The organism is Erythrobacter oryzae (genome assembly GCF_030271515.1).
GTDB lineage: Bacteria > Pseudomonadota > Alphaproteobacteria > Sphingomonadales > Sphingomonadaceae > Erythrobacter > Erythrobacter oryzae.
Genome location: NZ_JASCXI010000002.1, coordinates 318898 through 339139 on the forward strand (window position 1 = coordinate 318898; position 20242 = coordinate 339139).

Genomic DNA, 20242 nt, shown 5'->3' on the forward strand with positions numbered 1-20242 from the left:
ATTGGAATGTTGCAACGTTACGCGGAAACATTAGAGGGCGCCTGCGTTTCGCCGGTCAAACCTCTTTTCCCAGGATCGCACCCCATGAAGACCAGCCTGATTTCCGCCCCCCTGACGCTTGCTCTCGCGCTGTGCGCCGCGCCCGCGCTCGCCTCGGAAGAGGCCGAGACTGCCGCCGCCGAGGAGCAGGCCCAGCCCAAGCCCGAACCCGCTCCCGCGCCGCCCGCACCCCCGCCCTTCGCCTTCGCCAAGCCGGTGTTCGACGAGACCTGGGCGACCATCGGCCTCGGCGTAGGCATGGTGCCGAGCTATGCGGGCTCCAACGATTACATCGCCTTCCCCCTGCCGCTGATCGCGGGCCGCGTGGGCGGGGTGGGAATCGCACCCAACGGGCCGGGCTTCGTGCTCGACTTCAATTCGCCCAAGCCCTCGTTCGTCCCCCGCAAGGGCGCGCGCCTCGCCTTCGGCCCGGCTTTCCGCTTCCGCAATGACCGCAACAACCGCATCACCGACGAGGTGGTCGCGCGCGCGGGCAAGCTCGATGCGGCGCTGGAGGTGGGCGCGAATGTCGCGGTCTCGATCCCCAACGTGGTCAAGAGCTTCGATGCCTTGAGCATCGGCGTGCAGGCCCGCCGCGACGTGCTCGGCGCGCACGAGGGCTGGGTGATCGAGCCGCAGGTCGGCTACCGCGCGCTGGTCGGCAAGGGCTTCACCCTGCAAGCCCAGGCGAGCATGGAGATCGTCACCGACCGCTTCGCCGATTACTACTTCACCGTCTCGCCTGCGCAGGCCGCCGCCACCGGCCTCGCGCAATTCCGCGCCGACGGAGGGGTGAACCGCATCGGCACCACCGCGATCCTCGCCTACGACCTCGACCGCAATCCCCTGAACGGCGGGTGGAGCCTCACCGGCATCGGCGGCTATTCGCGCCTGATCGGCGACAGCGCCGACACGCCCTACACCTCGGTGAGGGGCGACGCGAACCAGTTCATCCTCGGCGCGGGGGTGGCCTTCACCTTCTGACGCGCCGCCCTTCGGCAATCACTTGCCGATATGGGCCTCGATCGCGGTGATCGCCGCCTGCTCGATCGCCGCGATCTCGCCCGCATTGGGCTGTTCGTTCGCCATCTGGGTCTGCAGCGCGAGCAATTCGCCGCGGATCGTCGCGAGCTTGAGCAGGGCGGGCTTTTCCTTCGCCAGCCGGGCGAGTTCGGCCATCTCCGCCTGCGACATCGCACCCCTTGCAGAGCGCACCGCCTTGTCGACGTCGCTGGCGACCTCTTCACGCGTCACCTGCACCTCGGAAAGGTCCTTGCCCGAGGTGATGTCCTGATCGAGATCCTCGAGGAAGCCGTCCTCAGTCATGCTGCGCGAGACGTTGCCCAGGATCTTCATGCCCAGCGGCGAACGGTAGAACGCGGCAAGATCCTGTGCTTCACTCGGGGAGAGATTCCGGGCCAGCAGTTCTCTCCTGCGCGGGCGGTATTCGCCCTCCACCCGCGCCATGACGCCTTCGAGCACCGGGCGCATGGCGCGCACCGTCGCATCGATCAAGCCGGGCTTCGCCTTCTCCAGCGCCGCGATCTCGGGCACCTGGGCATATTCGCGCGCGATCGCGGCCCCCATGGTGTCGAAGAGCGCGTCCCGGTTGACCGATCCGTCGATCGCTTCGAGGAGATCGAAATAGGCGGGGTGATCGGGGTCCGGCGCGGGGGCCATGTGGATGGCGGGATAGGCGGGCTGGTCCTGCGCGGTGGCGGGCGCTCCCGACAGCGCCAGCGGAGCGGCGGCGGCGAGCGCGGCCATGACAAAGCGTGCGGTCGGACGGATCATCGGCATTCCCTGCTGCAACGGCTGACCCGCCGGGCATAGCGCCGGTGCCCTGCCAACCCAAGGGGCGGACTGATCATCCACGATTTTTCTTCCCGCGCTTGCCATGCCGGGGCGCCCGCGCCATCACTCCGGGCTGCAACACGAGGGGAGAGAGATGATGCACCCGTTCCGCAAGGCCCTTGCCGCTGGCGCCGCGCTGTTCGCGCTGGCCGCAGCGCCGCTTGCCGCCGAAACCGTGGCAATCCGTGCCGGGAGCGTCATCACCGATGCCGCGGGCGAGGCGTCCGGCCCGGCGACGATCATCGTCGAGGACGGCAAGATCCTCAGCATCACCCCCGGCCATACCGCCAAGGCCGACCGCGAGATCGACCTCAAGGACAAGACCGTCCTCCCCGGCCTGATCGATCTCCACACCCACTTGACCGGCGATCCGGGCGGCGACTTCTGGAAACAGGCGACCGAGCCCGAGGAGTGGGGCGTGGTCGTCGGCGCCAAGAACGCGCGGATCACCGCGCTCGCGGGCTTCACCACGGTGCGCGAGGCGGGGAGCGGGCAGGAGACCGCCTTCTCGCTGCGGCGCGGCACGGCCGAGGGCCTGATCCCGGGCCCGCGCATCATCGCGGCCGGCCCCGCGCTCTCGATCATCGGCGGGCACGCCGACACCAACGGCTTCATCCCGGCGGTCAACCAGCTGCTCGACACCGGCTACAACTGCACCGGCGCGGTGGAGTGCGCGGCCAAGGTGCGGCTTGCGAGCCAGAACGGCGCGGACATCATCAAGATCACCGCGACCGGCGGCGTCCTCAGCCAGCAGGGCCGGGGGCTCGAGGCACATTTCACGCCTGAGGAAATGAAGGCGATCGCCGACACCGCGCACAGCCTCGGCCTTAAGGTCATGGCCCACGCCCACGGCGCGCGCGGCATCCAGCAGGCCGCCGAGGCTGGGATCGACACCATCGAGCACGGCACCTACCTCGACGAGGCCGCCGCCAAGGCGATGCGCGAGCGCGGCGTGGTGCTGGTGCCGACGCTGATGGCGCTCGAGGGTGTCTCCGAGGGCCTCGGCAAGGGGGTCTACACCCCCGTGGTCGAGAACAAGATCCGCGCCGTCCAGCCGCTGATGGCCTCGCTGGTGAGCCGCGCGCGGCAGTATGGCGTCACGGTCGCCTTCGGCACCGATGCGGGCGTCTACCAGCACGGCCGCAATGCCGAGGAACTGGCGCTGATGAGGAAGCAGGGGATGAGCGACCGCGAGGTGCTCGCCAGCGCCACCACGGTCGCGGCCAGGGTGCTCGGCATGGAGAGCCAGATCGGCAAGCTCGCCCCCGGCTTTTCGGCCGACATCATCGCGGTCGCGGGCAATCCCTTGAAGGACGTGAGCGTGCTCGAGAAGGTCGATTTCGTGATGGTGCGCGGCCGGGTGATCGAATAGGCCGCGATCTGGTCCGCGCGCACAATCCGAAAGGACGCCCGCCGCGCCGACTGTAACCTGAGCCCCGGCGGCAGCGAACCGGCTGCCGTCACACAAGGGGTTCGTTTGCATGCCTGTCGCCCACCACAGCACCGTCCGCGCGATCGCGCTCCTGCTGCTCCTCGCCTGCGTCACGCAAGGGGTCTACACCGCGCTTTACGTCGCCAAGCTGGAGGTTCCGCGCCAATTGCTGTGGGGCACCGAGGGGCTGCTCTTCCCCCTCCTCGCCGCGCTGGCCGGAGCGGCGATGGTGCGCACCGAGCGGCTGACGCTGGCCTTCGCCGCCATCGCCTTTGCCGCGGTCTTGAACCTCGTGCAGGTGGGCGTGGGCCTCACCCTGTTCTTCCCCTTCGCCGCCGCGGCCAAGGCCGACCCGGCGCTGGCCCCCGCGGCAGGCGCGATCGTCGCCTTCGCCTTCGTCATCTACAACGCCGCCAAGCTGCTGCTGGGCCTCGCCGCGCTGCTCGTGGGCCTCGCGCGGATGGCCGCGGGGCGCAAGGCGCTGGGCGGAGCGACGGCGCTGGCCGGCGGTATCGCGATGCTGGCCAACGGCGCGGCGATTGCGGCAGGCGGCAAGGTGTTTGGAGAGCTGCCCCTCGCGGGAGGCACGGGCGTGCTGGCGACGGCGCTACTGGCGGCGTGCCTGTTGGGCGCGGCGCGGGAGGATTGACGCGGCTCAGCGCATCCCTCGCTTCCGGCTTCAGCACTTCGCGAGTGTGGTCGCCTCGGTCGCCGCAGCCCGCACCAGCCCCTTGGCATGGAGCGCCTTGAACCCGTCCATCGGCACCCGGCCAAAGAAGCGCGCGGTCTCGAAGAAGCTCGGCGGCAGGCCGAAGCGGAATTCGAGAAAGGCGGGCGGGGCCGCACTGGTGAGGTCGCTGAAATTGCTGCTGAGCGGACGCCCGATCCCGTCGCTCACCGGGCGATTCATGAACATCCCCGCCCAGCGCCCTGTGGGCTCGCGCCGCTCGGCGGTCCATTCGCTCGTTGCGATCTGGCGGTCCGGCCCGAACACCAGCGCCGCGCCATTATCGACGATATAGCCCTTGAGGCTGAAGGTGCCGTCCCGAGTGTCCTTGAGCGGCTGGCCGGGGGCGAAATAGGTCTGGCTCAGCACCAACTGGAGATTGCCTTTGAGCGTCAGCTGCTTGCCTGCCGGCTGTGCGGGCGCGGCTGGGTCGGGCTGGAAGCTTGCGGTCATCAGGACGCGGTCTTTTGCGAACTGGCATGACCAGACGGGCGCAGCGGCCGAGGCCGACGTAGCGCCGAATGCGAGGCAAAAGGTGGCTGCGGCAACCGGCGCCAGCCATGAAAAACGTGTCATTTTCCGCATTCCCCCCAACGCGTCCCCGCTGGACTCATAACTCTGCCCGGCCTATCCAGCAACCATCCCCGGGGAGCGCGCTCGCGCTGAGAGGGGCGGTTAGCATCGCCCGACCCGTCGAACCTGAACCGATTAGCATCGGCGGAGGGAGTGGGCTGGTCGCTGTGCCAAAACCCCGCTCGCTTTCCGCCATGAGGAGAGCAGAGCATCATGGCCGACATCAACAGCCCCGTCGAAATCGGCGTCACCACCGGCCCCATCCGCGGCAGCCGCAAGGTTTACGTGGGCGCGCGCACCGGCAGCGGCATCCGCGTCGCCATGCGCGAGATCGATCTCGAGGGCGGCGAGCCAAGCGTGCGCGTCTACGACACCTCGGGCCCCTACACCGACCCCAATGCCCATATCGACATCAACGCCGGCCTCCCGCAGCTGCGCCGCGACTGGATTCTCGCCCGCGGCGATGTCGAGGATTACGAGGGCCGCGAGGTCAAGCCCGAAGACAATGGCCGCCTCGGGCCGGATCGCAGCGGCGGCGTTCCGCAATTCCCCAACACCGGGAAGCGCCCGCTGCGCGCCAAGCCGGGCATGAACGTCAGCCAGATGCACTATGCCCGCCGCGGCATCATCACCCCCGAGATGGAATATGTCGCCGAGCGCGAGAACCTCGGGCGCGAAATCGCGAAGGATCTGGCGCGTGACGGCGAAAGCTGGGGGGCGGAGATCCCCGATGTCATCACCCCCGAATTCGTCCGCAGCGAAGTCGCGCGGGGGCGGGCGATCATCCCCTCCAACATCAACCACCCCGAAAGCGAGCCGATGGCGATCGGGCGCAATTTCCTCGTCAAGATCAACGCCAATATCGGCAACTCCGCCGTCGCCTCCGACGTGGCGAGCGAGGTGGACAAGATGGTCTGGGCGACCCGCTGGGGCGCGGACACGATCATGGACCTCTCGACGGGGCGCAACATCCACGACACCCGCGAATGGATCATCCGCAACTCGCCCGTCCCCATCGGCACCGTGCCGATCTATCAGGCGCTCGAGAAGGTCGGCGGCATCGCCGAGGAACTCACCTGGGAAATCTTCCGCGACACGCTGATCGAGCAGGCCGAACAGGGCGTCGACTACTTCACCATCCACGCCGGGGTCCGCCTGCCCTACATCCCGCTCACCGCCAAGCGCGTCACCGGGATCGTCAGCCGCGGCGGCTCGATCATGGCCAAGTGGTGCCTCGCCCACCACAAGGAAAGCTTCCTCTACGAGCACTTCGACGAGATCACCGAGATCATGAAGGCCTATGACATCGCCTATTCGCTGGGCGACGGCCTGCGCCCCGGCTCGATCCGCGACGCCAATGACGAAGCCCAGTTCGCCGAGCTCTACACCCTCGGCGAACTCACCAAGCGCGCCTGGGAGCAGGACGTGCAGGTGATGATCGAAGGCCCCGGCCACGTGCCGATGCACAAGATCAAGCAGAACATGGAAAAGCAGCTCGAGGCCTGCGGCGAGGCGCCGTTCTACACCCTTGGGCCGCTCGTTACCGACATCGCGCCGGGCTACGACCACATCACCAGCGGCATCGGCGCGGCGCAGATCGGGTGGTACGGCACAGCGATGCTCTGCTACGTCACCCCCAAGGAGCACCTCGGCCTGCCCGACCGCGACGATGTGAAGGTGGGCGTGGTGACCTACAAGCTCGCCGCCCACGCCGCCGACTTGGCCAAGGGGCACCCCGCCGCACAGGTGCGCGACGATGCGCTGAGCAAAGCCCGCTTCGAGTTCCGCTGGCGCGACCAGTTCAACCTCAGCCTCGACCCCGAAACCGCCGAGCAATATCACGACCAGACGCTCCCCGCCGAGGGCGCGAAGTCGGCGCATTTCTGCTCGATGTGCGGGCCGAAGTTCTGCTCGATGAAGATCACGCAGGAAGTGCGCGACTTCGCGGCGAAGCAGAACGCCGGCATCGACACCTTCGTCGCCAGCGAGGCCGAGGCCGAGAAGGGCATGGCCGAAATGAGCGCCAAGTTCCGCGAAGTCGGCAACCAGCTCTATGTCGGCGCGGGCGACCGCGAGCACGATTGAGGCCCGGCGGGGGTAACAGATGGGCACCTGGGGCATCCGGCCGTTCGACAATGACGACGCGAGCGACCTGTTCTACGAGCTGAAGGAGGAGGGCGCGGATCACCTCGCCATCCTGCGGGCAGCGGTGACCGCGCTCGACCCCGACTATGTCGAGGCCGATCAGGGCCAGCGCGCGGTCGCGGCGGCGGCGCTGGTGCTGTTCCATGCAGGCGGGCCCGCCACCCACCTGTCGGAATACGAGCTTCCCTTCGCCAGCGCCAACCCGGTGCCCGGCGCCGCAAGCCTGCTCGCCCCCGCGCTCGCCGCGCTCGACCGGGTGCTGGCGGGCAGCGAGCAGTCCGAGCTCCACGCCCTGTGGGCTGAGCAGCCGGGCGGGCTCGAGGATTGGGGCGCGGTGACGCGCGCCCTGCGCGCCGATCTTGCCGCCGCTCAGGGATGAGGAGAAAGCAGCGCATGAAAGCCCTCGCCCTCGCCGCCCTGATCGCCCTTTCCGCGCCCGCTCACGCCGAGGAACCCGCGCCTATGCCTCCCGATTTCACTGCGGTCGAAAGCCTCGAAGCCGCGCAGGATCTGGCCAAGGCGGGCACGCTCGTGCCCGTCCTGCTGTTCCCGGTCGAGGTCGGCGGGCCGGACGTGCCGCCCAACACGGTCTACATCACCCCCGAGGCCGCGGCCGAGCGCGCCAAGGCGCTCGCGACGATCATCGCCCTGCTCGAACAGGACAAGCTCGACCAGATGGACGTGAAGCCCGCCTTCAAGGGCAAGAGCTTCGTCCCCTCGACCATCGTCATGAAGGCGTGGCACACGCGCCGGGACGAAAAATTCGAAGTGACGATCCATGTCTGGTAGCGCGCGCACGTGCTACACGGCGGCATGAACAGCTTGCGAATCAAGGCCCTCGCCCTCGCGCTCCTCGCTGCGGGCACCCCGGCACTCCCGCTCGCGGCGCAAGGCACGCCCCCGCCACCGCCCGACAATATCGAGGCCGCCGCGGGCGAGCTGCGCGTCATCCACCTCTGGTCGACCGAGCCCGATGAATTCATGGCCGCATGGGCCGGCCCGACCCCGCCGAAGTTGCCGACCAGCAAGCGGATGGAGCGCAATCAGCCGATCCAGCAATTCGTGCTCTACGCCAATTGCACCCGCAACGCGGCGGGCGAGTGCCATGTCACCGCCAAGGTCCTGATCTTCGCGCCCGACGGCAGCGCCTATGGCGATCCGCTCGCCTTCGAGGTGGTGAACGGCCCCGCCACCGTGCCGCCCGGCAATATCGGCATGGCGTCAGGCGGCATCGGGCTGACGGTCGAGGACGGCGAGCAGCTCGGCCGCTACCGGGTCGAGCTGGTGGTCACCGATCACAACGCGGGGCTGACGGCGACCAGCGTGGTGCATCTCGAAGCGGTCGAGGCCGGATCGCTCGCCGGGAGACGCAAGGAGGGCTGAGCGCGCCGGGGCGGCGGCGCCCTCAGCCGTTCTTCATGTGCTCCAGCCCCTTGATCCCGCCGGGCTTCAGGCTGGGCTGGCTGGCGTTGAGCTTTGGCCCCTTGTCCTTCTTGGGTTTTCGCGCTTCGCGGCTTTTCTTCTGTTGGCCCTTGGCCATGAGCTTTTCCTATCGGGTGACATACCCGACGCGGGCCTGCGCCGCTTCATGCAATAAGTCAATCAAAGTGCCTTAAATGCGACGAAGCGATGGCGGTTCGCATTGTATCGATCCGATCAGGCCCCATATCCATGAGGCTACCAGTCAAACAGAAATCGGATGCGGCCAAGTAAAATTGGCTCGCCATTTCGGCACGACTTCTGGCACCGTGCATAAGCGACCACATCTGGTTGCCCGCGCGGACACAAAAGGAAGCATCATCATGACCCATTATGGCAAGATCAAGTCCTACGACAGCGCCAAGGGCGCCGGGATGATCACGCCCGACAAGGGCGGCGATGCGCTGGCGTTCAACAAGTCCGACCTGCAACAGCAGGCGCAGGAGCCGCGCGCTGACCAGCGTTACGGCTATGACACCCGCCAGATCGATGGCGGCAAGACCCACGCCACCAACCTCCAGATGGAAGCCGGCACCAGCGGCAGCTCCGCCAAACAGCAGAGCTGACGCGCCAAGCTGACGCTGCATCATGGGCTTCCGGACCCCCGGGAGCCCATGATTGCGTCCGGCTCCGTGCAGCTTCGCATCGCGTCTTCCAAACGGCTCCCGGCCTAGCCGCGCCCCATCGCCACCATCACCCGGTCGAGCGCCTGGAGGAAGCGCGAGCGGTCCGCCTTGCCGAAGGGCGCGGGGCCGCCGCCGATCCCATCCATCCCGGCGCGCAGGTCGGCCATGATCGCCCGTGTGGCGATGGCCGCGCCGATGCTGGCGGCGGTGAATTCCTCGCCATTGTGCCTGAGCACCCGCGCGCCCGCCTTGAGACAGCGCTCGGCGAGCAGGATGTCGGCGGTGACGACCACGCTACGGTGATCCGCCGCCCCCGCGATCCAGTCATCCGCCGCATCGAACCCGTCGCTGACCACCACGCGCCGGACCCGCGGGCTCTCGGGAATGCGGAACGGGGCATTGCTGACGACGCGAACCTCGGCCTTGTAGCGCTCGGCAACCCGATAGATCTCGTCCTTCACCGGACAGGCATCGGCATCGATCAGAATGGTGACGGGAGACATGGCGCGGGCTTAGCCGAATGGCGATGGGGGCGTAAGGGGGCGGGGTGCGCGCCGGAGCGGGGAGGGGGCGCTGCGCAACCACCGGAGAGGCAGGCGGCAATCCTCCCCTGCAAGGGGGAGTCGCAGACGGTCCGCTTGCGGGTCAGCGGGACCACCGCAGGTGGTGGAGGGGCAGGCGAGGGTGATCCGAAGGGGTGGCGCGAGTGCCGCACCCGGGCAGGTTCCACGCAGAGACCGCAGAGGGAAGGGAAGCGCGGAAGGTGTAGTTCAAGGTTGCTCCAAAACGGCTTGGGAAAGACAGTTTGAGATGCTTGACAGTTCAAGGTGCATCCGGCACGGTCTCCTTATGTTCCAAGATGGCGAAACCCCTGGAGAGAGCCTTCTCGCTACGGCGGGCAATCGGAAATTCGCGACGATACTAGCCGACCCTCCTTGGCAGTTTCAAAACCGTACAGGGAAGGTTGCACCTGAGCATAAGCGGCTCTCGCGCTATGGCACCATGACGCTTGACGATATTTGCAACCTTCCTGTGGAACGTATCGCAGATGATCCTGCCCATTTGTATATGTGGGTTCCCAACGCTTTGTTGCCTGAAGGCCTCCGAGTCATGGACGCATGGGGCTTTCGGTACATATCCAACATCGTCTGGCACAAAGTTCGGAAGGACGGAGGCTCTGACGGTCGCGGTGTCGGATTTTATTTTCGCAATGTGACCGAAATTCTTCTCTTCGGCGTGCGAGGAAAAAACGCCCGGACCCTTAAACCGGGTCGGACACAGGTTAACATGATCCAGTCGCGCAAGCGCGAGCACAGCCGAAAGCCCGATGAACAATATAAGATCATTGAGGAATGTAGCTGGGGCCCGCGTATTGAACTCTTCAGTCGCGGCACTCGGCCCAAGTGGACGGTTTGGGGCAATCAGGCTGATGATGAATATCGCCCTGATTGGCAAACATACTCCTACAATAGCTCCCTGAGTATTGCGGCTGAATGAGTGGATCGGAAGACGAGGACTCGGGCCTCCCAGAGAGGCATGACGACGTTTCTAGCGGCCGTGGGGCTGATCACCGGGCTGTCGTCGAGCCACATTTCCCGGACGAATTGCTGAGCAAGTTTGAGGTTTTCAGCTATCGCAATGCTGCGTCTATCCTTGCGACCAGTTTTCCTGCCCAGTTCGACCAAATTCTGACGGCCCTGAGCCGGTTCACTATTTCGCAGACGATGATCCGCACGCCGGGTGGCAGCAAGGGGCTGATCGCCAAATATGTCGATACGCTCTTCACCGAAGGCGATGGTTGGCGAGAGACGCGCATCTCTGCTGACCTTCACGTGAAGCTTCTGGACGCGAAGAAAACCGATTATGTCTTCAGCGAGTATGTGCGTGAAGGCTTTCTTGACGGCCATCGCATCGACTTTTTGAATGGTCGCGTAGCACTTGACCTTGAATGGAACAGCAAGGATCAGACCTACGATCGAGATCTTTATGCCTTCTCGGCATTTTACGATGCTGGAGCGATTGATGTCGGTGTGTTGATCACAAGAGGCTCATCGATGAATAACCACTTCTTTAGAACCCTTGGCAAGGTTCTAGCGAAGGATGGTAGCGAAGGAACGCAGGAAGTTTTCAAGAAATACGGCGCTTCTACTACTTGGATGGGAAAACTTCTGTATCGTTTGGATGCAGGGCGCAATGGTGGCTGTCCTGTACTTGCGATAGGAATCACGCCGAAATGTGTCACTGAAGACTAACCCCTTTCCTACAGCCCCTACCCTGAGTCATCATCCCCCGATGACTCGCATCCCCGCCCCGTGCCCTTCGGGCCGCTCGCCCCAGACCGCCGCTTTTGCCACTGTCCGCCGCGACGGGTGGACCATCGAACGGCAGACCGCTTTTCTCGAGGCGCTCGCTGCCGGGTCGAGCGTGGCGGGGGCGGCGCAGCAGGTGGGGATGAGCCGGCAGGCGGCCTATGCCTTGCGCGCGCGGCTCAGGGGCGAGCCCTTCGATCAGGCATGGCAGGTCGCCACCCGCTGCCGGTTCGACGAGCTGCTTGACGCGGCGCTCGATCGGGCGCTGAACGGAGTCGAGGTGCCGCACTTCCACAAGGGCCATGTGGTCCACCTCACGCGCCGCTATGACGAGCGGCTGACGGTCGCGCTGCTCAAGGCGCGCGGCGCGCTCGGCGAACGGCGGAGCGTGCCCTCGGGCCATCCAGCGCGCGGCTATGGGCGCGACGACTTCGCGCGGCTGCTCGAGCGGGTGGCCGAGGGCCCCGAGACTTGGGAGGCCGAGATCGAGGCCGACTACGCAGCGCTGCTGGCGCATGACGCTGCCGAGGGCGATGGACAGGACGCGGATGGCGACGAAGCGGCCCAGAACGCTGCCCCGCGCCCCGAATAACGCCGCGCACAGTGTCAACTTCGGTTTTCGCCCGCAAGTCTCCGAGAATAAAGCGAAAAACCTGTAGGATTGCGAAGTTTACAGTGTCAACTTTGTAAACTTTGGGGTTTTTGTTTGCGTGCCCGCCTCCGCGGGCACGTCCTCGGTGCGTTTCGATCCCTGCGGGATCGAGCACCTGCGGCTCGCGCCGTGCGCTCGCGGCCCTGCGGGCCGAACCAGCGCCTACGGGAATGGGGAGCGCTGGTATCGGTCGCGCAGCGACCGCAAGGCCGAACGGCCGCCCGCAGCGATGCGGCCTTCAGGCCGCGTGAGCGAGGATTTCGCACGCCGGATGGCGTGCGGAAAACAAGAGACTCCGCGCGGAGGCGCCCTCGCAATCAAGCAGCCCGCTCGCTCCGGTTCCGGCCCGCCTGCTTGGCGGCATACAGCGCGCGGTCGGCGCGGGTGATGAGGCGGTCGTGGGGCTCGGCGGGGGCTTGCTCGGCGAGGCCGAAGCTTGCGGTCAGGCGCCAGGGGCCGGTGGGGGTGATGAGCGGGGTCTCGGCGACCGCGATGCGCAGGGTCTCGATCCGCTCGGCGAAGGCGGTGAAGTCGGCGGTGGGGGCGGCGAGCAGGAACTCCTCGCCGCCGATGCGGGCGACCAGCCAGCCCTCGGGCACCATGCGGCGCAGCATGCCGGCGAAGTGGACGAGGCTCGCGTCCCCGCCGTCGTGGCCGAGCCGGTCGTTGACGCGCTTGAAGAAGTCGATGTCGGCGATCGCGAGGCACACGGGGGCGCCGGGCGCGGCGGACCATGCGGCGAGCTGCGCCATCGCCGCGCGGCGGTTGGCTAGGCCGGTGAGCGGGTCCTCGAGCGCGAGGCGTTCGAGCTCGCGGCGCGAGGCCTCGAGCTGGAGGGAGAGCGCGGCGATCCAGCGGAAGGCGAGGCTCGCGACCACCAGCGGGATGAGCACCGCGGCGATCATGGCGTCGAGATAGACGATGCCGCCGAACTGGGTCATCGCGATGTGGACGAAGAGGAGGGTGGCGAGGATCGACCCGCCGACGACGATGAAGCCGGTGCGGCGCAGGCGGGCGCGCAGGGCGTCGAGGGCGTCGTGGGAGGCGGCGGGCGGGTTCATCGCGGCCATAAGGATAGCGCAGGAGGGGTTGCGAATGTCTTGACGCGGCGGGAGCCGGCAGGGACGGATGCGACGGGCCGATTAGGCGATTGCGGGAAAGGGTGCTATGGCACGCGGGCTGACGTCGAAATTTGCGACGGACTTCGAAATTTGCGCTCAACCACCCGGCTCCGGCCGCGTGGCTATACCCAGACGACGACTTCCTTTCATCGGACGATACGACGCACGGCCCGCACGGCATCCTGCCTGCGGGCAACCTCTTGTTCTTGAAAGGAACAACCCATGAGCAGCAAGACCGGAACCGTGAAGTTCTTCAACACCGAAAAGGGCTATGGCTTCATCCAGCCCGACGACGGTTCGTCGGACAGCTTCGTCCACATCACCGCCGTGCAGGCCGCCGGGATGCACAGCCTCGATAAGGACCAACGTCTGACCTACGATCTCGAGCGCGGGCGCAACGGCAAGGAAAGCGCCGTGAACCTGGCCTCGGCCTGATCCGATTTTGCGGGAGCGGGGTGCTTCGGTGCCCCGCTCCTGCCCCGAATACGCCTAACGAATCCCGCCTACCCCCTCCCATGGCAGGACACCCCCGATGGCCCAGACCTACGAATTCTACTGCGAACGCGCCGACGAAGCGGCTGCCCTGGCCGAAAAGGCGACGCTCGAGAATGTGCGCGAGCGCGAGCTGCGCTCCGAAAAGACCTGGCGGGGCCTCGCCGAACATGCGCGCAAGACCATCGAGGAGCGCGGGAAGGCCGAACGCGTACGCGCCGAGCGCCGGGCGGCAAGCGACCTGACTGACGAACGCTCCGTCGGATAGGGCTGGAAAGCGGCGCTGGCCGGGCCCATGTTCTCCCTAGGGCAACGGGGTGAACGACGGCACGAGGAGACAAGCGCCATGAGCACCATGCAGTTCCAGTTCAACACCGACAGCTCGGTGATGGGCACCCGCGAGGTCGCCGCCCGGATCGAGGCGCAGGTGCGCCAGCGGCTGGCGCGGTTCAGCGAAAGGCTGACGCGGGTCGAGGTGCATGTCTCGGACGTCAACGGCGCCAAGCACGGCGCGGACGACAAGCATTGCACGATCGAGGCGCGCCCGCGCGGCTCGCGCCCGATCGGGGTGACCGGCAAGGCGGCCGATGTCGATGCCGCGGCGCGGATCGCGGCGAACACGATGGCCGAGCGGCTGGAGCGGGTGCTGGGCAAGGCCGAACGCCATCGCCGCGATCCCTCGCCCGACAAGCAGATCTGAACCTAGAGCCCCTTGCGCCCGAACACCCGCGCGCGCAGCCCGCGTCCGCTCGCCCCGGTCAGCCCCGGCTCGGACGGAGCGGGCGGCGGGGGCGGCGATGGCGGCGGCGCTGCCGGGGGCGCGTCGGCATGGCGCACCTCGAAGCGGCCGCCGATCCCCTCGGCCAGCTTGCGCTTCTGGAACCACTCGTTGGCGAGCGCCATCTTCTCCTCCTGCCCCACCGGCATGAGATCGGGCGGAAAGTCGCCGGGCGCGATCACGCGGTCGTCGCGCACGTGCTCGGGCGCGACGAAGCCGTGGGCGAGGTGCTTCAGCGGAACCAGTTCGTAGAGCGGCATGTCGGTGGTCTCGGCCTCGGCCAGCGCCGCGCCGGCATCGTGGTGGAGCACCCGGTAGGACAGGCTGCGATCCTCCGGGCCGAAGGTGTCGCCATCGGGGATGACATAGCCGCCCGGCATGGTGGCGATCCGCAGGAAGGTGAGGATCACCTCGAAATTGGCGGCCCAGGGCAGGGCATGCGGCTCGATCAGCACCTCGCGGCCCAGCCAGTGGCGCACGCCGAAGGTGCGGATCCCGGCCTTGTTCGGCTCGCCCGGCACGGGGCGCTTGGGGCCGAACAGCTGGGGGTGGATGTGGAGCGGGCCGGGCAGGTCGGGGCAGGCGGCGATCCCGTCGAAAGCCTCGCCGTGCAGCAGCAGATCGGACTGCGTCCAGTGCACCGCCAGCGGCATGGCATGCTCGATCGCGATCCGCGCCATCAGCGCGAGCACCTGCAACCGGCGTTCGAACTGTTCGCGCGTGGCGCCCGCGCGCGGGGTGCCGATGATTTGCAGAAATGCGGCGATCTTGGGGTCTTCCTCGACCCCGCCCATCACCCCGTGCGAGACTTCGAGCAATATGTGGGTATCGGTCCGCGCGATCCGATCACGGATGTCGGGGGTGATGATGCCGGTATAGGGCGAGCCGAGAGTGGCGCGGAACGCCTCGGGATTGCACGGGCGTTCGACATATTCGAACGTCACCATCAGCTCTTCGGCCGGGTGGAACAGGCGGTAGAAATAGCCCGGATTGGCCTCCGGCAGGCTGTAGCTGACCGGTGAGCGCATATTCTCGATCCGCATGAAGCTGCGCATGATCGCTTCGAGATCATGTACGCGGCGGTCGAACAGCAGGGCGGCTTGCAGGCGGTTGGGGTAGAGCATGGCGGTGCGAACCGGGCAGTGGATGACAGCCGCAAGGGGTTACGGCGTCAGGGTTAATTCCGGGTTGATCGGCTCACCCGGCGCCGCGAATTCCGCATTCGGCGAGCAGGCCGTCGATTGCCTTGGCGATCGCGAAGAACCCCGCCTTGGCGAGCGGCCAGGTGGCGCGGTCGATATCGCCCAGCAGGGTGACGACGCGGCCCTGCGCGGCGAGCGGGTCGAGGTCGGGACTGAGCGCGTCGCGGGTCCATCCGGCGGGGAGGTAGGGCACAGCGATCCGCTCCACCCCCGCCTCCGCGAGCAGGGGTGCGAGCGGCTCGCCCGCGCGCCATTCCACCGCGGGGCAGCCGAAACCGGCGGCAGCCTCGGCCATGCCGCTTGCGAGCGCGCCTTGCGCGAAGGCCTGCGCACGGCTGCCCAGCGCGCCGGGGGAGCGTGCCTCTGGCCGGGCGGCAGCGATCACCAGCGCGGGGGCGGCGGGGAGGGCGAGGGGCGCGTGGTGCGCGGCCTCGTCATGCAGCAGCAGCGCGAAGGGCTCGGCCAGATCGGCGGCGGTGACGGGGCGGGGCAGGTCGAGCTTTTGGCGCGCGTAGTCCTGCGGCTCGGTCAGCGGCTGCGCCTCGTCGCCCGCGAGCCGCGGCGCGGCGAGCGCCCCCTCGGGGCGGCCCGCCGTGTAGCGCGCGATGTTGTCCGCCCGCGCGAGGTAGTGCTTGCCCTTGGTGTGCAGCCCCGCGACCCAGCGCCACGACAGCGTGTTCGAGGCCGCATCGGCGTCCATCAGGTGGCGGAGGAAGAAGTCCGCGCCGAGCCGCCAGTCGAGCTTCAGGGTGAAGATCCAGATGCTCGCGAACCACATCCGCGCGTGGTTGTGGAGGTAGCCGGTAGCGACGAGTTCCTGCGCCCAGACGTCGAAAGCCTCGATCCCGGTGCGACCTTCCACCGCCTCGGTATAGCCTTTGCGCAACCCCGCATTGGCCTCGAGCGCTGCCAACGCGCCGTCGCGGCCCTTGCGATAATCGTCCCAGATTGCGGGGCGCTGCTCGAGGTAACCCTTGAAGTAGATCCGCCAGAACACCTCGGCGATGAACTTTTCGGCGGCGCGGGGGGAATGCTGGCCCAGCACCGCCTCGAGCACCTCGGGTTCGCCGATCAGCCCGGCGTGGAGCCAGGGCGAGAGCTGCGAGACATTGCCGCGCCCCTCGGCGCGCGGGCCATCATCGGCGTTGCGGGTCTCGGCATAGCGGCGGCCGGCGGCGGGGAGGAAGGCGGCAAGGCGGGCGAGCGCGGCGGCGCGGGTCGGGGCAAAGTCCATGGGCGGGCAATGCCTTGGCGGGGCCGAGGTTCCGGCCTATTCCTGCAACCGAGGAGACCCCCGATGCAACCCCGCCTTCCGCTGCTCGCCGCCCTCGCGCTGGCCGCCGCCTGCACCCCCGCCCAGACCGATGGCATCGACCCCGAGGGCAAGCCCTTCGACAAGGTCGCCCCGCAAGAGGCGGTCACCATGCTCGGCACCGAGCCCTTCTGGAACCTTTCGGTGAAGGGCGGGGAGGGCGTGTGGACCACCCCCGACACGCCTGACGGCACCAAGCTCGCGCTCAAGCGCTTCGCCGGGAACGGCGGCCTCGGCTTCTCGGGCCAGCTCGATGGCAAGCCCTTCACCGCAACGCTCACCCCCGGCCAGTGCAGCGACGGGATGAGCGACCGCCGCTTCCCCTTCGTCGCCACTATCGCTTTGGGCGGGGAGACTCTGACCGGCTGCGGCTATACGGATAGCCAGCCATTCACCGGCCCCGAAGCCCCGTAGGGGCGAGGGGCCCCGAGGGGGAGAAAATCGCGATGACCATCACCGGAGGCTGCCTGTGCGGCGGCGTGCGCTACACCTGCGAGAGCGACCCGCTGCTGTGCGTCACCTGCCATTGCAAGAACTGCCAGCGTCAGGCCGGCAGCGCGCTCTCGGTCATCATCGGCGTGCCCGAGAACGCGGTCGCGTTCGAGGGCACGCTCAAGACCTACAACGACACCGGCGACAGCGGCGCGACCGTGCGGCGGCAGTTCTGCCCCGAATGCGGCTCGCCCGTCTTCACCCGGGTCGACAGCCCTCCGGGCATGATGTTCATCAAGGCCGGGACGCTCGACGATACCAGCATCCTCAAGCCCGCCTTCCACTGCTATGCCAAGAGCAAGCAGGACTGGGTCGACCTCGGCGACACGCCGAGCTTCGCGACGGTGCCCGAGGGGCTCTGAGGGAGCCCGCGGCCCCTGCGGGGCCTGCGGGTCCGGCGGCTTGCTAGAACAAGCCCGGCAGCTCGCGCTGCACCGGCAGCGGCTTTCTCGGCTGGAGCGGTTCGCGCTCGGGCAGGTTCAGGCCCTGCCGCGTGCTCTGCCCGCCATTGGGGCCGGTGCCCGCGATGTCGCCTGCGGTGCCGCTGATCGGCGTGCAGGCGCGCCCGGCGAGGAAATCGAGCGCCGCGGCGATCGAGGCCTCCTGCGGATCGCCCAGCGGCCGCGTGATGTCGTCGCCGGCGCGGCAGGTGTTGGGCACGACACTGGCGAGGCCGCTGTAATATTCGCCCTGGTTGTTGGCGTTGACCGTCTGGAACGCCACCGCGCGGATGCGCAGGTCGCAGGCCGCGAGGTCGAAGGCGAACTGGCCGACCGGCTTGCCGAAGGAATTGGCCCCCACCAGCGCCATGTTGTTGCCGAGATAGGGGAGCATCGAATTGATCACCAGCTCGCTCGCCGAGGCGCTCGCCCCGGTGGTGATGAAGGCGACCTTGGTGGGGGCGATCGCGTTGGCCTCGTTGCGGAACAGCTGGGTCGAGTTTTCCGAGGACTTGGAGGCGCGCAGCACCTCGCGGCTCCACACCTGCCCCACGCGCCCGCGGCCCATCAGGTCGCCGAAGGTGTCGCCCACGCTGACGAGCCCGCCGCCGTTGTATCTGAGATCGACGATCAGCTCGGTCACGCCCTGCGCATTGAGCGTCCCGAAGGCGCTGCGCAGCTGGTTGGCCGCGTCGGCGATGATGAAGGTGCGCAGGTTGATATAGCCGATCCGCCGCGCGCCGTCGGTGATGATCGAGAAACCGTAGCGGTCCGAGACCGGATCGAGCGGGAAGTCGGCCTTGGTGACGGTGCGCTCCTGGCTCGCGCCGCCCGCGGGGGTGAAGCGCAAGACGCGCGAAAGGCCCGCGGTCGAGGGCCCGAGCGCATCGGCCACGGCTTGCGATCCCCCGCTCGCGAACAGGCTGGAGACGCTCTGGAGGCTCGCGGCGCTGGTGCCGATCGCGGTGATCTCGGTCCCGCGGTCGAGCCCGGCGGCGAGCGCCGGGGCGCCCTCATAGGCCTCGACCACGAACAGGCGGCGGTTGAGGGTGTCGTAGGACAGGCGGATGCCGAAGCCCGCCGAGGAGCCCGAATTGATCAGCGCGTTCTCCTGCGCGATCGAGGTCGCGAAGGTGAAGAAGCGGTCCCGGTTCTGCGCGCGCGCCGGGGCGACGCGGGCATCGAGATAGTCGTCGAGATTGCTGACCGTGGCGCGGTTCACCGGGGTGAGCAGATCGGGGAAGAGATACCACTCGTTGAGCACCTGGTCGGCGAAGTCCTGCTGCGCGCTCAGCGAACAGGCGCCCGTGCTCGGCGTCGGGGTCGGAGTGCCGCCACCGCCGCTGGTGGGCGGGCCGGAGGACGATCCGCCGCCTCCGCAGGCGGCAAGCTGGAAGGCCAGAACAAGGCTGAGGGCAGTGCGATCGACACGCATGGAAGGTTTTCTCCGGGGCATTCGTGCGCGCCTCGGGGCGGCGCGCTGCGGCAGGAATGCCTCGCCAAACGCGCAAGAGCAAGCGCGCCCGAAGCGCTTAGACCCGTTATGGCGCAAAAAAGCGTGATCTTTTTGCCTGCATTTGCAGGGTTTTCCGCAGAATCCGCCGAAAACGGCCTTGCCCCATCTCGCAAGGCGCATCCGAAGGGACTAGCACGAGGGCGAGTAAAGACAGAATCATGACGGATTTCCCAGCCTGGCTTGCACCCCATGTGCCCGCTTCCGCGCGTCATCCCGGTCTCGCCATCGCGAAGCTGGGTTCGGCGCAGGCGATGGCGCGCGGCGGTTTTGCGCTGACCAGCCCGGCGTTCGGCCAGGGCGAGGCGCTCGATGCGAGCTTCACCGCCGAGGAAGAGGACGCGGTCGCCCCGCCGCTCGAATGGAGCGCGCCGCCGCCGGGCTCGGCCGAGCTGGTGCTGGTGGTCGAGGATGCCTCCTCGCCTGCAAGCGGCGATCCGGCCTGCCACTGGCTGGTCTGGGGCCTCGCGGGCCAGCGCGGCAAGCTGCTCGAAGGCGAAACCCCGCCGCGCACCGGCAAGAACAAGGCCGGCAATTCCGAATGGCTGCTGCCCTCGCCGCCCGAGGGCGAGACGCGCCACTACCTGTTTCAACTTTTCGCGACTGACCTGCCGCTGGTGCTGATGCCCGGGGCCGGAAGGGCGGAACTGCTCGCATCGCTGCAAGGGTCGATAACGGCTTGTGCGGTGCTCCACGCCACCTTTACCGGCGGCGGGGAAGAGGACGATGCGGACTGGGAAGACGATGATTTGTGATCAACCTGCCACTGACATAAGGGAGTAGAAGATGGCTGGAACCACCAACGCACTGCAGAAGCCCGTGACGCTTTCGGGCGACCTCGAGGCGGTGATCGGCAAGGGCCCGATGACCCGCGCCGAAGTGACCTCGAAGGTGTGGGAATACATCAAGGCCAACGGCCTGCAGGACACCAAGGACAAGCGCCAGATCAATCCCGACGCCAAGCTCGGCGCGGTGATCGGCAAGGACCAGATCTCGATGTTCAAGATGACCGCTGCGGTCTCGAAGCACCTGAGCTGAGCCTTACGGCACACAGGG

General features: G+C 67.6%; 26 protein-coding genes and 1 riboswitch. Of the genes, 18 read left to right on the top strand and 8 right to left on the bottom strand.

Annotation, left to right across the window (positions count from 1 at the left end; all coding sequences use genetic code 11):
- Window positions 1–84 precede the first annotated feature (84 nt).
- Complete coding sequence (locus PFX90_RS06270) at window positions 85–1023, top strand: MipA/OmpV family protein (protein ID WP_285711523.1); 939 nt, start codon at window positions 85–87, stop codon at window positions 1021–1023.
- Between the two features lie 18 nt (window positions 1024–1041).
- On the opposite strand, the gene PFX90_RS06275 is transcribed toward PFX90_RS06270, so the two are convergent.
- A complete protein-coding gene (locus PFX90_RS06275; RefSeq protein WP_285711524.1) occupies window positions 1042–1833 on the bottom strand; it encodes a DUF2059 domain-containing protein in 792 nt (263 codons plus the stop codon).
- A gap of 157 nt (window positions 1834–1990) precedes the next feature.
- Here PFX90_RS06275 and PFX90_RS06280 point away from each other — a divergent pair, with 157 nt between their 5' ends.
- On the top strand, window positions 1991–3265 hold the full coding sequence (locus tag PFX90_RS06280) for a metal-dependent hydrolase family protein (RefSeq protein ID WP_285712045.1): 1275 nt from the start codon (window positions 1991–1993) through the stop codon (window positions 3263–3265).
- A 109-nt stretch (window positions 3266–3374) separates the two neighbouring features.
- Window positions 3375–3974 (top strand): thiamine biosynthesis protein ThiC, encoded by a 600-nt coding sequence (locus PFX90_RS06285; protein ID WP_285711525.1) that lies wholly within the window; start codon window positions 3375–3377, stop codon window positions 3972–3974.
- Between the two features lie 30 nt (window positions 3975–4004).
- On the opposite strand, the gene PFX90_RS06290 is transcribed toward PFX90_RS06285, so the two are convergent.
- A complete protein-coding gene (locus tag PFX90_RS06290) occupies window positions 4005–4505 on the bottom strand; it encodes a hypothetical protein (protein ID WP_285711526.1) in 501 nt (166 codons plus the stop codon).
- A 182-nt stretch (window positions 4506–4687) separates the two neighbouring features.
- Window positions 4688–4797, top strand: a riboswitch (TPP riboswitch).
- 41 nt (window positions 4798–4838) lie between these two features.
- Here PFX90_RS06290 and thiC point away from each other — a divergent pair.
- Genes thiC through PFX90_RS06310 form a run of 4 tightly spaced genes read left to right on the top strand, consistent with a single transcriptional unit; the run spans window position 4839 to window position 8153 of the window.
- A complete protein-coding gene (gene thiC / locus PFX90_RS06295) occupies window positions 4839–6710 on the top strand; it encodes a phosphomethylpyrimidine synthase ThiC (protein WP_285711527.1) in 1872 nt (623 codons plus the stop codon).
- Window positions 6711–6729: 19 nt separating this feature from the next.
- Window positions 6730–7149 (top strand): DUF4259 domain-containing protein, encoded by a 420-nt coding sequence (locus tag PFX90_RS06300; RefSeq protein ID WP_285711528.1) that lies wholly within the window; start codon window positions 6730–6732, stop codon window positions 7147–7149.
- Window positions 7150–7163: 14 nt separating this feature from the next.
- Window positions 7164–7559: a hypothetical protein gene (locus PFX90_RS06305; RefSeq protein WP_285711529.1), complete on the top strand. Its 396-nt coding sequence runs from the start codon at window positions 7164–7166 to the stop codon at window positions 7557–7559.
- Between the two features lie 24 nt (window positions 7560–7583).
- On the top strand, window positions 7584–8153 hold the full coding sequence (locus PFX90_RS06310) for a hypothetical protein (RefSeq protein ID WP_285711530.1): 570 nt from the start codon (window positions 7584–7586) through the stop codon (window positions 8151–8153).
- Between the two features lie 22 nt (window positions 8154–8175).
- Here the strand turns inward: PFX90_RS06310 and PFX90_RS06315 are convergent, their stop codons facing one another.
- Complete coding sequence (locus PFX90_RS06315; protein WP_285711531.1) at window positions 8176–8310, bottom strand: hypothetical protein; 135 nt, start codon at window positions 8308–8310, stop codon at window positions 8176–8178.
- Between the two features lie 262 nt (window positions 8311–8572).
- Between PFX90_RS06315 and PFX90_RS06320 the strand changes: the two genes are divergently transcribed.
- Complete coding sequence (locus PFX90_RS06320; RefSeq protein ID WP_285711532.1) at window positions 8573–8815, top strand: cold-shock protein; 243 nt, start codon at window positions 8573–8575, stop codon at window positions 8813–8815.
- A 104-nt stretch (window positions 8816–8919) separates the two neighbouring features.
- Here the strand turns inward: PFX90_RS06320 and PFX90_RS06325 are convergent, their stop codons facing one another.
- Window positions 8920–9378: a YaiI/YqxD family protein gene (locus tag PFX90_RS06325; RefSeq protein ID WP_285711533.1), complete on the bottom strand. Its 459-nt coding sequence runs from the start codon at window positions 9376–9378 to the stop codon at window positions 8920–8922.
- A gap of 346 nt (window positions 9379–9724) precedes the next feature.
- Here PFX90_RS06325 and PFX90_RS06330 point away from each other — a divergent pair, with 346 nt between their 5' ends.
- From PFX90_RS06330 to PFX90_RS06340, 3 genes are read left to right on the top strand one after another with little or no spacing between them, the layout of a single operon-like run.
- Window positions 9725–10372, top strand: coding sequence for an MT-A70 family methyltransferase (locus PFX90_RS06330; protein WP_285711534.1), 648 nt, complete (start codon window positions 9725–9727; stop codon window positions 10370–10372).
- Window positions 10369–11127, top strand: a complete 759-nt coding sequence (locus PFX90_RS06335) for a BglII/BstYI family type II restriction endonuclease (protein WP_285711535.1) — start codon at window positions 10369–10371, stop codon at window positions 11125–11127. Before PFX90_RS06330 ends, PFX90_RS06335 begins: the two co-directional genes overlap by 4 nt.
- A 40-nt stretch (window positions 11128–11167) precedes the next feature.
- Entirely contained in the window at window positions 11168–11776 is a 609-nt protein-coding gene (locus PFX90_RS06340; RefSeq protein ID WP_285711536.1) for a hypothetical protein, read from the top strand.
- 377 nt (window positions 11777–12153) lie between these two features.
- On the opposite strand, the gene PFX90_RS06345 is transcribed toward PFX90_RS06340, so the two are convergent.
- Window positions 12154–12897: a GGDEF domain-containing protein gene (locus tag PFX90_RS06345; RefSeq protein ID WP_285711537.1), complete on the bottom strand. Its 744-nt coding sequence runs from the start codon at window positions 12895–12897 to the stop codon at window positions 12154–12156.
- A gap of 282 nt (window positions 12898–13179) precedes the next feature.
- Between PFX90_RS06345 and PFX90_RS06350 the strand changes: the two genes are divergently transcribed.
- The 3 genes from PFX90_RS06350 (at window position 13180) to PFX90_RS06360 (ending at window position 14149) form a co-directional block, all read left to right on the top strand.
- Window positions 13180–13392, top strand: a complete 213-nt coding sequence (locus PFX90_RS06350) for a cold-shock protein (RefSeq protein ID WP_066531312.1) — start codon at window positions 13180–13182, stop codon at window positions 13390–13392.
- Window positions 13393–13489: 97 nt separating this feature from the next.
- On the top strand, window positions 13490–13717 hold the full coding sequence (locus PFX90_RS06355; protein WP_285711538.1) for a hypothetical protein: 228 nt from the start codon (window positions 13490–13492) through the stop codon (window positions 13715–13717).
- 78 nt (window positions 13718–13795) lie between these two features.
- Complete coding sequence (locus tag PFX90_RS06360; RefSeq protein WP_285711539.1) at window positions 13796–14149, top strand: HPF/RaiA family ribosome-associated protein; 354 nt, start codon at window positions 13796–13798, stop codon at window positions 14147–14149.
- A 2-nt stretch (window positions 14150–14151) separates the two neighbouring features.
- On the opposite strand, the gene PFX90_RS06365 is transcribed toward PFX90_RS06360, so the two are convergent.
- Together PFX90_RS06365 and PFX90_RS06370 are read right to left on the bottom strand one after the other, a co-directional pair.
- Window positions 14152–15351 carry a hypothetical protein gene (locus PFX90_RS06365; protein WP_285711540.1) on the bottom strand — a complete coding sequence of 400 codons (1200 nt, stop codon included), beginning with the start codon at window positions 15349–15351 and terminating at the stop codon, window positions 14152–14154.
- A 73-nt stretch (window positions 15352–15424) separates the two neighbouring features.
- A complete protein-coding gene (locus PFX90_RS06370) occupies window positions 15425–16663 on the bottom strand; it encodes an FAD-binding domain-containing protein (RefSeq protein WP_285711541.1) in 1239 nt (412 codons plus the stop codon).
- 63 nt (window positions 16664–16726) lie between these two features.
- On the opposite strand from PFX90_RS06370, the gene PFX90_RS06375 reads away from it, so the two are divergent.
- Together PFX90_RS06375 and PFX90_RS06380 are read left to right on the top strand one after the other, a co-directional pair.
- A complete protein-coding gene (locus PFX90_RS06375; RefSeq protein ID WP_285711542.1) occupies window positions 16727–17155 on the top strand; it encodes a COG3650 family protein in 429 nt (142 codons plus the stop codon).
- 32 nt (window positions 17156–17187) lie between these two features.
- Window positions 17188–17595: a GFA family protein gene (locus tag PFX90_RS06380; RefSeq protein WP_285711543.1), complete on the top strand. Its 408-nt coding sequence runs from the start codon at window positions 17188–17190 to the stop codon at window positions 17593–17595.
- 43 nt (window positions 17596–17638) lie between these two features.
- Here PFX90_RS06380 and PFX90_RS06385 read toward each other — a convergent pair whose 3' ends face one another.
- The gene (locus PFX90_RS06385; RefSeq protein WP_285711544.1) at window positions 17639–19108 is read right to left on the bottom strand and encodes a S41 family peptidase; all 1470 of its coding nucleotides are present in this window, start codon (window positions 19106–19108) and stop codon (window positions 17639–17641) included.
- A gap of 239 nt (window positions 19109–19347) precedes the next feature.
- Here PFX90_RS06385 and PFX90_RS06390 point away from each other — a divergent pair, with 239 nt between their 5' ends.
- Both PFX90_RS06390 and PFX90_RS06395 read left to right on the top strand, forming a co-directional pair.
- Entirely contained in the window at window positions 19348–19941 is a 594-nt protein-coding gene (locus PFX90_RS06390) for a YbhB/YbcL family Raf kinase inhibitor-like protein (RefSeq protein WP_285711545.1), read from the top strand.
- Between the two features lie 31 nt (window positions 19942–19972).
- Entirely contained in the window at window positions 19973–20224 is a 252-nt protein-coding gene (locus PFX90_RS06395; protein WP_081095275.1) for an SWIB/MDM2 domain-containing protein, read from the top strand.
- Window positions 20225–20242: the final 18 nt, after the last annotated feature.